This is a genomic window from Sphingomonas sp. Leaf62 (genome assembly GCF_001421915.1).
Classification (GTDB): domain Bacteria; phylum Pseudomonadota; class Alphaproteobacteria; order Sphingomonadales; family Sphingomonadaceae; genus Sphingomonas.
Genome location: NZ_LMLN01000030.1, coordinates 491,787 through 503,999, shown reverse-complemented (window position 1 = coordinate 503,999; position 12,213 = coordinate 491,787). Strand labels below are relative to the sequence as shown.

Sequence of the window (12,213 nt, the reverse complement as noted above, 5' to 3'; positions counted from 1 at the left end):
CCCTATTCGACCGGAAGCGAGGGCGGCGGCGCGGCCAGCTTGCGCAGGGCGGCTCGTCGTTCGCGCTCGACCAGCGCCCGATCGGTCGTCAGCCGCTTGCGCACCGCGAGATAATGCAGGGCGGCGCGCCGGTCGTCCTCCGACAGCGGCGTCGTTGGCAGGTCGGCAGCAGCTTCCTCCAGCGCGGTCGCGCTCGGCGTCGGCGTTGCATGGGGCAGGCCGGCATGGCCCTGCGACGCGATATCGTACCAATAGGCCGCCGACCGCGAAAAGCCGGGCAGCGCCTGCGCCACCGCCGTGAACTGTTCGATCGCCATCGCGTGCCGCACCAGCTCGGCCTCGATCGGGATCAGCGCACGTTCGGCCAGCAACATGCGCAGCATCGTCGCGTCGCGATCGAACCGGCCCCACGCCGCCTGGTTGAAATTCTGCTGGGCGTTCTGCAGCGTCAGCGCCTGCAATATCTCGCGCCGGTCGGGACGACGCCATAGCCAGCCGACCCCCTGGATCGCGAACCACCCCCATCCGATCAATGCGAACCCGGCCATCGCCAGCAACAGCACCCGCCACAGCGGTTCCGCCGTCGATCCGGCGGCGATGCCGACCGCGATCGCCGCGATCGTCGCTGCCGCCAGTCCCCATCGCGGGTCGCGATACCATGTCTCGCGCACTCCGCGCCTCCTCTGCTCGCTCAACGTCGGCGACCCTATCATCAATTGCGTCGTCGTCGCCACCGCGCGGTCATGCCGCCAGTTGCAATCGGTCGCGGCCCTCTGCCTTTGCGGCGTATAGCGCGCGGTCGGCTGCGCGCAGCACCGCCGCCGCGCTGCTGCTGACGTCGATCGATGCGATGCCGGCGCTGACCGTCAGTCGAACCGACGCCTGCCTATGGCGCAACTGCGTCGCCGCCACCGTCGCGCGCAGCCGCTCGCTCAAAAATTGCGCTTGGGCGATGTCCGCGCCGGGGAAGAGGACGCCGAACTCCTCACCGCCCAGCCGGGCAACGACATCGGTCTCGCGCAGTACGCCGCGCGCGATTCGCGCGAAGGATTGCAGGACGTGGTCGCCGGCATCATGGCCGAACCGGTCGTTGACCGACTTGAAGTGATCGAGGTCGAAGATGGCAACGCAGCCGCCCCGATCGCCTGCCGCTGCGGCATCGATCCGGTGTGCGAGCGCCGCATCGAATGCCCGCCGGTTGGCAAGGCCGGTCAACGGATCGGTCGACGCGGCGCGCGACAATTCGGCCTCCAATGCCTTGCGATGCGTCACGTCGCGGACCATCGAAACCGTGCCCGACACCACGCCATGGTCGTCGGTCACGGCGCGCGTATGCGCTTCGAACCAGTGCAGCGCGCCGCTGGTCACCCGCATCCGGCATTCGACGATCTGCGTCCCTTGCGGCGCAAGGATCGCGTCGCGGTGTGCGACCAGCACGATGTCGCGGTCGAGCGAATGGACCAGCTCCAGCGCGCGCGATCTCAGCAACGCCTCCGGTGTCTTGCCAAGGAGCGGCTCGATCGACGGCGAGAGATAGCAGACCCGTCCGCTGCGATCGACGCTGAGCACGATGTCGGTCGAATGATCGGCCAGCACGCGATAGCGCGCCTCGCTTTCCCGCAACCGCCGGTACAGCGATTGGCGACGGCTGAGGTCGGCTGCGACCGGAAAGGCGGTCAGGACCGTGCAGGCGATGTAGAGTTGCAAGAATTCCAGCCGCAGATTCAAATCATCGCTGACATAATTGGCCGGCCCCATGCCGTGCAGCGTCGCATAACCGCCGATCATGGCCAGCACGATGATCGCGGCTGCCGCGCCGATCAGACCGAGACGGAAGGTCGTGAGCATGACGGGCAGGATCGGGAGGAACAGCAGCGGCAGCGTGCTCTGGCCGAAGACTCCCGCTGCGATGATCGCCGTCGCGGTCAGCAGCACCATCGTCTCGCCGCGTGTCCGTCTGGCCGCGGCGCGCCACCACCGCAGCGTGGCACCCGAAAACAGCAGCGACAGGAGCGGGGTCAGCGCGACCATGCTCAGTCCGTGACCGATGAACCAGGTCCGCCATTGCCCGGCAAAGGACAGGTCGTAGCGCGTGGCGGTAACCGCTGCCGCGACCGTCGCGCCCAGCGCGGGAGCGACGATGCCGACCGCGACGACATAGCGCCAGATGCGATCGAGCGAGCCGAACAACCCGCGCCGGACGTTCAGCCGGTTGAACAACCCGATCGCGACCACGACCTCGCCGATCTTCGCCGCTGCCATCGGGATGGCGTTGACAACGCCGAAGCCGAACAGGCTCGACGCCAGCAGGCTGCCGATCGTCGCACCGATCAGGATCGCCTTCCATTTGCGACGCGAACGGGCGAGCAGAAGCGCCAGCAGAACCGGCGTAGCGGGCCAGAACGTCGCGACGCCGCTGCTATGGACCGGATTGATGGCGATGGCGGACATCACGAAGTAAAGCAGCCCGCTGAACAGTCCGATCCGAAGTCTGGAGGTGCCGATTGCCATCGCGCAGCTTGTGGGTGCGATCGGTTAATACGGCGTATAGAATTACGTCAATCTGATCCGGTATGGTCGAATTTGTCGCGTTTGCGTTGCCCGAACAGCAACCTGCGTTCGAGATGGCGACGGAGGTCGCCATAATATGTTTCGAGGAAAGCAAGGTCCGCGCCGTCGTCGGCGCGGCCCAGCTTGCGACGGATCGCGTTTGCCACCGCGAACAGGTCGGCGCGGTCGTTCCGACGCAGGACGTCCTCCAGCCGCTGCAACTCGAACGCGCCATAGGCGTCGAGTTCGGCAGCGGTGAACGGCGTAACGCGGCCGCGGTCCTTTTCATGGGCGGTCTGGATCAGGAGATCCTCGCCCAGTTTTCGCACCTCGCGCTCGACGACCCAGGTCCCGGCGATCAGGTCGCCGGCGCGCAGACGGTCGCGATTGAACAGGGGCAGGAACAGCAGGATCAACGCCCAGCCGAGCGCCAGCACGGCGGTCCAGCGCGACGCCATCCCTTCGGCAAAGGCGAAACCGAGGAACATCAGCGGCAGGAATACCTCGATCTCTCGCATCAGATTGCGTGCCAGTACCGCCGCGCCGGTCAGCCGCGCGCCGTCACGCGACACGACGCGCAGCTTCATCAGCCGTTTGCCGGGCGTCGCCGCGCGCCGGCCGGCTTCGTGCAGGACGAAGTAGAAATTGCGCAACACGAAAAAGCCGAGCAGCCAGACGATGGCATAGAGCGATTGCGCGCCCTTCGGCCCACCGATCGCCAGCGCGGCGATCAGCAGCGACGTGCCGATCAGGATCAGCAGCATGATGATCGCGTCGATCGTGAACGCGCCCGCGCGCGCGCCGGCCGAACCCAGGCGCAGGTTCAGCGGTACCCCTTCCGGCGTGACCAATTGCCGGTCGAGCGTGCGCGGCTGGCGGGGCTTGCGCGGTCGTTTAGCCACGACGGCCACCAAAGCTGAAATAGACAATCCACAGCGCCAGCATCCCGCCGCCGATCGCCAGACGGGCGCTGTCGTCGATAACCAGTTGCCGCGCGAAGCCCTCCAGCAGGCCGGCAATCAGCAGCATCAGGATGACCCCGATCATCACGATCGCGCCGCGCTGCCCGGCCTCCGCCGCCGCGGCCATGCGCGAACGATCACCCGGAAAGGCGACGGCGCGGCCGATATGGATGCCGGCCGCGCTGGCAAGGGCGATCGCGGCAATTTCGGTCGTCCCGTGGATCATCAGCCACGCGAACAGCCCCCAGCCGAGACCGTGGGGCACGAAGGCGGCGAACATCGCCCCGCCCATCGCGCCATTCTGCACGGCGAGGATGATCGTCGGGATGGCGAACAGAAAGCCGAGAGCGAAGGCGAGGATCGAGACCTGCGAATTATGGGTGAACAGCGATGTCGCGAAGATTTCCAGCGGTGCCTCGCCGGGTTTGCCATAGAGCGACTCCCGCAGTGTCGCGGCGGTGGCATTCATGTCGCGGCCGTTGGCAAGTTCGGGAGAGATCATCGCCGAATACCATGCGGGATCGGTGCGGACGAGGTGATAGGCGGCGACAGCGCTGAGCAGCAGCAGCGCGGTCGACAACAGCAATTCCCAGCCGACCGCCCGGACCGCACGCGGCCAATGCGTTGTGAAGAAAGCCTTTACCTGTCGGCCCCACGGTTCGCGGGCGGAATAGAGCGCGAAATAGGCGCGGGTCGACAGCGCCTCCAGATACCCGACCAGCGATGCGTCGAGCGAGGTGGCGCGGGCGATCGAAAGTGACGAAAGTGTCGCGCGGTAGAGTCTCGGGAGGTCGATCAGGTCGGTGTCGGACAGGCGGCGGGGGCTCTTTGCCTCCAGCTTGTCGAGGAGTTCCTCAAGGCGCGCCCAGTCGGCTTCGCGTTCGGTGCGGAAATGATGGGCGCCGAAGTTGACACTCATCGTCCGCGCTCCCGGTGGCTGACATAGCGTTCGACCAGCGCGAGCGGCATCGCGTCCGCCGCCGCCTCGATCACGTCGATGCCCATCCGCCGCAGCCGTTCGACGACGATCGCCCGGTCGCGAAGCAGCAGATGCGCGACGTTGGCGCGGACCAGATCGTCGGCGGTGTCGGGCACGGCATCGCGCAGCCCCTCCAGTTCGAGGTCGCGGAACAGGACGAACAGCACGCGGTGGCGCTTCAGCATCCGCTGCGCCGCCGTCAGCAACAGTTCGGCGCTGGTCGTGTCGGTAAATTCGGTGAACAGCACGACCAGCGCGCGCCGGTCGAGCTTCTGGTCGAGGGTGACGAGGCCGAGTGTGTAATTGCTTTCCTCCACCCCGTAATCAATGTCGGCGGCGGCGTGGTGCAACCGTGCGAAGCCGCGCGTGCCGCCGGCGATGCTGCCGCTGTCGACCTGCGGCCGGGCGGCGAAGGAATAGAGCCGCACCCGGTCGCCCGACTTGAGCGCGACGAAGGCGGCGAGCAGCGCCGAGGACACCGCGCGGTCGATGCGCGGCATGTCGCCGACCGGATCGGTCATCGCCCGTCCGGCATCGATCGCGAACACGATCATATTGTCGCGTTCGGTATGAAATTCGCGCGCCAGCAGCGATGCGTGGCGGGCCGATGCCTTCCAGTCGATCGAACGGCGTTCCATCCCGGCCTGAAAATCGGTCAGGACCTGAAAATCCTGTCCGTCGCCGTGATCGCGGCGCAGCCGGTTGCCGACCGAAATGCTGTTGAGATACTGGCGCATCCCCTGATCGCGGACCGGGCGGATGTCGGGCAGGATGGCGATGGTGCGATCGGTCCTGCGGCTGACCTGTCGCCATGCCAGCCCCAAGGGGCCGATGCGGCGCGTCCACAGGCGGTGCAGCCGCGCCCGGCCGCGCCGGACCGCCCGATATTCGCCGGGACTGCTGCGTTCGACCGGACCGTCGATCGCGGCGGCAAGGTCGGCGCTGCCCAGCCGGAACGTCTCGCCGATATTCAGGGTCGCCGGCAGGTCGGGCAGGGTCGTCGCCGGCTGTTTCGCCAACCATGCGTCGGCGACGATCAGCGCCAGCACGCCGATGATCCAGACCGGCGCGGCGATCCACGCCGCCGGGGCCAGCACACCCAGCGCGAGACCGACCGGCGCGGCGAGCGCGGTCAGCTGGATCGCACGGGGGCTGGGGACGATCATCGCGGTGCTTCGACCGATGCGATCAGGCCGGCGACGACATCGTCGATGCGGCGGCCATCGATCTCGGCGCTGGGCGACAGGATCAGGCGGTGGCGCAGCAGCGCGGGGGCGAGGGTCTTCACATCGTCGGGCAGGACGTAATCGCGCCCGTCGAGCGCCGCGCCGGCACGCGCCGCCGCCGCCAGCGCCGATGCGGCGCGCGGCGAGGCACCCGACGACAGGTCGCCATGTTCGCGGGTCGCGCGGATCAGGCGGACGATATAGTCGATGACTTCGTCGACCAGCCGCACCTGTCCGACCGCATCGATCGCGGTGGCGATCGTCCCGGCGTCGGCGACCCGTTCGACGCCCGAATCCTGCGGGGCGGGAGTGCCGGTGCGCGTGCCATATTGGGCGACGATCGTGCGTTCGGCGTCGAGCGTGGGCCAGCCGATCGCGATCTTGAACAGGAACCGGTCGAGCTGCGCTTCCGGCAGCGGATAGACGCCCTGTTGTTCGATCGGGTTCTGTGTCGCGACGACGGTGAAACGGTCCGACAGCTGCTCGGTGCGACCGTCGATGGTGATGCGGCGTTCCTGCATCGCCTCCAGCAGCGCGGCCTGCGTCTTGGGCGGGGTGCGGTTGATCTCGTCGGCGAGCAGCACCTCGCAGAACACCGGCCCGCGGGTCAGCGCGAATTGCGACGTCTGGAAATTGAAGAGGTTGGAGCCGATGATGTCGCCGGGCATCAGGTCGGGCGTGAACTGGATACGCCCGAAATCGAGACCCAGCGTGCGCGCGAAACTCTGCGCCAGCAGCGTCTTGGCGGTGCCCGGCGGTCCTTCGAGCAGGACGTGACCGGCGGAGAACAGCGCGATGGTGAGCAGGCGCACCGCGTCCGCCTGTCCCACGACCGCTTTCTGGATCTCCCGGTCGATCGCCGATCCCAGCGACCGTACCTCGTCGAGCGTCATGCGCCTGTTTCCTTCTTCCATATGTGCAGGTCTCTCGCCGCAGCTAATGCCTCGTGTTCGCTGCGGGCATCGCGCAGGCGGCGGTCGATGTCGGAATAGCCGGGGTGGATGCAGTCGAGCCGTTCGGGCGAGGGGATTTCCCCCGCCAGCAACCGCCGCGAGGTCACCTCCAGCATCGTATCGGCATAGCGTTCGCCGGCCTGCGCGGTGCGCCGCGCCAGCCGGGTCAGCGCGACGATATTGTCGATCAGCGCGCGCTTGCCGAGCGCCAGCCCACGCGGATCGGCGACCGGCGGACCGAAGCGCCCGGCAGCGGCGATGCCGGCAAGGATCGCGGCGGCGATCAGGGCGAGGGTCACGCCGAGGAACGGGGGCAGGAACAGCAGCTTGACCAGATTGCGGTCGCCGCGCGTGTAATGCAGCGACCGGTCGAATACGGCGCGGCCGTCATGTTCGGGATCGATCGCGCGCAGCATCGTCAGCGCGGCCTTCGCGTTGCGTTCGTCGGCCATGGCACGGTTGTTGACCAGATCGGGATCGACCAGCACGAAGGTATCGCTGCTGCCGACCTGTCCCAGCACCGCCGCGCCGTCGCGCGCGACGATCAGCGGTTCGACGGTAGCACCCTTTACCGCGTATAACGGCCGGTCGGGGACGGCGAAGGAGCGGATTTCGGGATAGTCGGCGCTGACCCCGACATTCTCGCGGTCCTCGACATGCCAGTCGACGTCGGCGGGAACCAGTTTCTGGATGCGCGCCATGTCGACCGTGCCGGTGCGGCGGACCTTTCCGCCGCCCAGCGGGATCGCCTCCGTCTGCCATTTCGGCAGGACGATGAGGGTCGGATAGCGGTCGAACGGTTCGTCGTCGCCGCTGTCCTCCATCGCCGCGTTGGCGAGCGAGATACGACGGTCGACGATCGTCTTGACGTCTTCGGGACGGGTGGTGTTGGTCGGCGTCAGGATGACGATGGCGGGATTGTTGAGCGTATCGGCATCGTTGCGGCCGGGCGGCTGTACCGCATCGACCAGCCGCTTGAACGCGTGATAGCCCGCACCGTCCTTGCGATCGGCGGCCGGAGCATCGCCGACGGCGCGCGACAGTTCGTCGCCGAACCCCGACATCAGGATCGACGCGAGCAGCAGCAGCGCGCCGCCGATGACGAGGAGGATGACGGTGCGGACCGCGAAGGGGGCGGACTGGTTCACTTGGCCGCCCGCAGCGCGAAGCCGGCATAGTCGGCGCGGGCCTGCAGCCAGTCGACTTCCCCCAGCGCGCGACCGCCGAACAGGCTGCGTTCGACCGCCGCGACGATCCCTGCGAACACGCCGCGCGCGGCCGGGGGCAGCGCATCGGCGCGGGCGATGTCGCGGCTGGTATCGGCCGGGCGGACCACGTCGCCGCGCCATGCGGTGATATCATCGATGCTGCGGAAGAGGAGCAGATGGACCGCTTCGTCGAACTGCCCGGCGGCGGCGAGTGTGTCGGCATCCTCCAGCAGGGCGCGGGCGCGGGTTTCGGTCGGGGCCCATTGCGGTTCGTCCACCGTTGCGGCCGTGCGCCCGAAGCGTTCGCGCACCCAGTCGCGAAGGCCGGGGAAAAGTGCGAAGACCAGCGTAACGGCGATGACGATGCCGATGATCCACAGGATCAGCCGCCATCCGCCGCCGACCCACTGGATGAAATCACCGATCGCGCGCAGGACCGGTTCCAGCCAGCCGGGCGGCGGATCGCGCGGCTCGATCGCCTTTTCGGGCAGGTTGAACTGGATCGACGGATCGGCGTGGATCGCTTTCCACGCGGCGCTGACACGCTCGGAATCGATCGCGGGCGGTGCCGACGCGGCATTGTTCACGCTGTTAGCGATCTGCCCCCGCGCCACGTCCGTCCTTTCGGTACGCCCCCGCGGCGTGTGCCCTGCTTGGAGCAAATCGCCGATTTACATGCAACGCTTTTCCACCCAGACTTTGGGTCGACGCCGGGGGCGGCGTTGTGGGGGGATGTAACGAATGCTGGCATTCGGGGTGCTGATCTTATCGCTGCCGCTTATCTTGCTGGCGATCGCGCTGGGCGGGGCATGGATGGAGGGGCGGCGGTCGCCCTATAGTTTCGGCATCGGTCGGGTGATTTCGAACGCGTTCGGTGCGATCGGTGGTGCCCCATTGGCGCTGCTGGCGGCCAGCGCAGTGCTGAACGCGCCTATGCAGTTCCTCCTGCCGACGATGGCCCAGCACATGGGCGACGCGGCAGCAATTGAGGGGCTGTTCTATTCGATGGCGCCGCTATGGTTGATCTGGTTGTTCGTCTATCCCTTCATCAAGCTGTTCATGATGGGGATCGCCCTCGATACGCTAGCCGGCCGGCCGATTGAGTTCGGTGCGATGCTGCGCATGGCGTTGCGGCGGACGCTGCCGGCGCTGGCGCTGCTTATCCTGTTCGGCATCGCGCTGGCGGTCGGCTTCGTGTTGCTGGTGGTTCCGGGGATTATCCTCGGGCTGACGTGGTTCATCGTCCTGCCGGTCATGGCTGGCGAGGGGCGCGGCATCTTCGACTGTTTCGGACGGAGCGCCGACTTGCTGCGCGGGATGCGGTGGCGGCTGTTGCTGCTGATCCTGATCGCGGTCGTCCTGTGGATGATGGCCAGTGGCCTGATGCAGGGGATCGCGCTGGCGGCCGGGGGCGCGCAGAATCTGTGGCTGGTGGCCGGCGTGCAGGCGGTGTTCGCCACGTTGATCGGCGTACTGACGACGACCGGCACCGCCGCCGTCTATCACGAAGTGCGGACCGCCAAGGAGGGTATGGGCAGCCATGACCTCGAAGCGGTGTTCGCCTGAACGATTTACAAAAGGGGAGTAAGGCGTGATCCGAACATTGACGATGGTGGCGCTCGCCGCCGGGCTGGTCGCCTGTACCGGCGACAAGAACGAGGTGCGTTCTGCTTCGGCCGATGCACCGGCGGGCAAGGGCAAGGGGCCGGGCGCGGGCAAGGGATATGACCACGACCCCTATCCATCGACCTATCACGCCTATCCGGGGCGGGCGACGCTGGTGACCAACGTCACCATCTATGACGGGGAAGGCGGGCGGATCGACCGTGGGTCGGTGCTGTTCCGCGACGGCAAGATCGTCGAGGTCGCGCAATCGATCGCCCCGGCCGAAGGCGTGAGCGTGATCGACGGGCAGGGCAAATGGGTGACCCCCGGCATCATCGACGTGCACAGCCATCTGGGCGATTATCCCAGCCCCGGCGTCGAGGCGCATAGCGACGGCAACGAGATGACCGGACCGGTCACCGCCGATGTCTGGGCCGAACACAGTGTCTGGCCACAGGACCCCGGTTTCTCGCGCGCGCTGACCAATGGCGGGGTGACGACGCTGCAGGTGCTGCCGGGCTCGGCGAACCTGATGGGCGGTCGGTCGGTGACGCTGAAGAACGTCTATGGCCGCACGATGCAGGCGATGAAGTTCCCCGGCGCGCCCTATGGCCTGAAGATGGCATGCGGCGAGAATCCCAAGCGCGTCTATGGGTCGAAGGGGCGGATGCCGTCGACCCGGATGGGCAATCTGGCGGTCGATCGCGCGACGTGGCTGCGCGCAAAGGAATATGATCGCAAATGGGACAAGTATGAGGCCGATGGCGGTGAAGCGCCGTCCCGCGACCTTGCGATGGACACGCTGCGCGGGGTGCTCGACGGCGAGATCCTCGTCCACAACCACTGCTACCGCGCCGACGAAATGGCCATCGTCATGGATATGGCGCAGGAGATGGGGTACAAGGTCACCGCGTTCCACCATGCCGTCGAAAGCTACAAGATCGCCGACCTGTTGAAGGCGCGCGGCGTGTGTTCGGCGGTGTGGGCCGACTGGTATGGCTTCAAGATGGAAAGCTATGACGCGATCGGCGAAAATCTGCCGATCCTCGACCGGCAGGGCGCGTGCGCGATGATCCATTCGGACAGCGAAAACGGCATCCAGCGGCTCAATCAGGAAGTGGCCAAGGTCATGGCGTCGGCCAGGCGCGCCGGCATGGCGGTGACCCCCGAACATGCGTGGACGTGGCTGGGCATCAATCCGGCGCGGGCGCTGGGCATCGACAAGGTCACCGGATCGCTGAAGGCGGGCAAGATGGCCGATGTCGTGCTGTGGAACGGCGATCCGTTCAGCGTCTATACCCGCCCGCAGATGGTGTGGGTCGACGGGGCGCTGCTGTACGATGCGAATAATCCGAAATTGCGACCGGTATCTGATTTCGAACTTGGCCAGCCCGGCGAAGGGGATGTGAAGTGAAGCGCCTGATCCTTGCCGCGCTATTGGCCGGCTGCACCGCTTTTCCCGCCGCTGCGCAGGACGTGACGATCACCAATGCCCGGCTGGTGCTGGGCGACGGATCGGCCCCGGTCGAGGGCGGCACCGTCGTCATTCGTGGCGGGCGGGTCGTGTCGGCCGGACGCGGGACTGCCGCTGCCGGGGGCAAGACGATCGATGCGGGCGGACGCTATGTCACGCCGGGCATCGTCGCGGGCTTCACCCGGTTGGGCATCGTCGAGGTCGACGGCGTGGGACCGACCAACGACGCATCGGCGCGCGAGAGCGTGTTCAATGCCGGGCTGGACGTGACCGCCGGGCTGAACCCGCGCGCGACGCCGATCGCGATCAACCGCACCGACGGCGTCACCCGCGCGGTGGTCGCGCCCGACAATGGCGGGTCGATCTTCGCCGGGCAGGGCGCGGTCATCGATCTGGGCAACGATATGGACGCGGTCACCCGCCCGCGCGCCTTCCAGTTCATGGAATGGGGCGAGGCCGGCGCGCGCGCGGCGGGCGGCAGCCGCCCGGCGGCGATGGCGATGTTCCGCAACGCCTTGTTCGAGGCGCAGGCGTACGGCCGCAACCCGGCGAGCTTCGCCGATCGCGGCAAGGAAGCGCTGCTAACCCGTGCCGATGCGCTGGCGTTGCAGGACGTGCTGTCGGGGAAGGTACCGCTGCTGATCCATGTCGAACGCGCATCCGACATCCTCGGCGTGCTGGCGCTGAAGCGCGAGTTTGCGGGGCTGAAGCCGGTGCTGGTGGGCGCGGCCGAAGGCTGGACCGTGGCGCAGCAGATTGCGGCGGCGGGCGTGCCGGTGCTGGCCAGTGCGCTGGCCGACCTGCCGGCCAGCTTCGAACAGCTGGCGGCGACCCAGTCCAATATCGGCCGGATGAAGGCGGCAGGCGTCACCGTCGGCATCGGCATGATCGGCGACGATGAATCGCGGCAGGCCCGGCTGGTGCGGCAATATGCCGGCAATCTGGTCGCGCTGTCGAAGATTCCGGGTGCGGCCGGGCTCGACTGGGGCGCGGCGTTCGCGACGATCACCTCGCTGCCGGCGCGCGCGATCGGCATGGACGCGGAAATCGGGACGCTGGCTGCCGGACGACGCGGCGACGTGGTGATCTGGGACGGCGATCCGCTGGAAATCGGGTCGGTCCCGACGCAGTTGTTCATCGACGGAGTGGACCAACCGCTGACCAACCGCCAGACACGCCTGCGCGACCGCTATCTCGTGCCGCAGGAACAGGGTCTGCCCAAGGCGTATCAACGCTGATCCGGGAACCGTCGGCGT

The 12,213-nt window shown here is 67.4% G+C and carries 11 protein-coding genes; 3 read left to right on the top strand and 8 right to left on the bottom strand.

Annotation, left to right across the window (positions count from 1 at the left end; translation table 11 throughout):
- Nucleotides 1-2: 2 nt before the first annotated feature.
- From ASE91_RS17675 to ASE91_RS17640, 8 genes are all read right to left on the bottom strand, one after another.
- Nucleotides 3-671, bottom strand: a complete 669-nt coding sequence (locus tag ASE91_RS17675; RefSeq protein ID WP_056004387.1) for a hypothetical protein — start codon at nt 669-671, stop codon at nt 3-5.
- A gap of 70 nt (nt 672-741) precedes the next feature.
- Complete coding sequence (locus tag ASE91_RS17670) at nt 742-2,511, bottom strand: sensor domain-containing diguanylate cyclase (RefSeq protein WP_056628581.1); 1,770 nt, start codon at nt 2,509-2,511, stop codon at nt 742-744.
- Nucleotides 2,512-2,558: 47 nt separating this feature from the next.
- Entirely contained in the window at nt 2,559-3,452 is an 894-nt protein-coding gene (locus ASE91_RS17665) for an RDD family protein (protein WP_056628897.1), read from the bottom strand.
- A complete protein-coding gene (locus ASE91_RS17660; RefSeq protein ID WP_056628578.1) occupies nt 3,445-4,431 on the bottom strand; it encodes a stage II sporulation protein M in 987 nt (328 codons plus the stop codon). Before ASE91_RS17660 ends, ASE91_RS17665 begins: the two co-directional genes overlap by 8 nt.
- A complete protein-coding gene (locus ASE91_RS17655; RefSeq protein ID WP_056628575.1) occupies nt 4,428-5,657 on the bottom strand; it encodes a DUF58 domain-containing protein in 1,230 nt (409 codons plus the stop codon). The genes ASE91_RS17660 and ASE91_RS17655 overlap by 4 nt, the downstream gene beginning before the upstream one ends.
- Nucleotides 5,654-6,610, bottom strand: coding sequence for an AAA family ATPase (locus ASE91_RS17650; RefSeq protein WP_056628574.1), 957 nt, complete (start codon nt 6,608-6,610; stop codon nt 5,654-5,656). The genes ASE91_RS17655 and ASE91_RS17650 overlap by 4 nt, the downstream gene beginning before the upstream one ends.
- Nucleotides 6,607-7,818 (bottom strand): hypothetical protein, encoded by a 1,212-nt coding sequence (locus tag ASE91_RS17645; protein ID WP_056628571.1) that lies wholly within the window; start codon nt 7,816-7,818, stop codon nt 6,607-6,609. The genes ASE91_RS17650 and ASE91_RS17645 overlap by 4 nt, the downstream gene beginning before the upstream one ends.
- Nucleotides 7,815-8,465 carry a DUF4129 domain-containing protein gene (locus ASE91_RS17640; RefSeq protein WP_056628568.1) on the bottom strand — a complete coding sequence of 217 codons (651 nt, stop codon included), beginning with the start codon at nt 8,463-8,465 and terminating at the stop codon, nt 7,815-7,817. The genes ASE91_RS17645 and ASE91_RS17640 overlap by 4 nt, the downstream gene beginning before the upstream one ends.
- A gap of 154 nt (nt 8,466-8,619) precedes the next feature.
- Between ASE91_RS17640 and ASE91_RS17635 the strand changes: the two genes are divergently transcribed.
- Genes ASE91_RS17635 through ASE91_RS17625 form a run of 3 tightly spaced genes read left to right on the top strand, consistent with a single transcriptional unit; the run spans nt 8,620 to nt 12,195 of the window.
- Nucleotides 8,620-9,444, top strand: coding sequence for a hypothetical protein (locus tag ASE91_RS17635; RefSeq protein WP_056628565.1), 825 nt, complete (start codon nt 8,620-8,622; stop codon nt 9,442-9,444).
- Between the two features lie 43 nt (nt 9,445-9,487).
- Nucleotides 9,488-10,897, top strand: coding sequence for an amidohydrolase (locus ASE91_RS17630; RefSeq protein ID WP_056628562.1), 1,410 nt, complete (start codon nt 9,488-9,490; stop codon nt 10,895-10,897).
- Nucleotides 10,894-12,195, top strand: a complete 1,302-nt coding sequence (locus ASE91_RS17625; RefSeq protein ID WP_056628558.1) for an amidohydrolase family protein — start codon at nt 10,894-10,896, stop codon at nt 12,193-12,195. Before ASE91_RS17630 ends, ASE91_RS17625 begins: the two co-directional genes overlap by 4 nt.
- Nucleotides 12,196-12,213 lie beyond the last annotated feature (18 nt).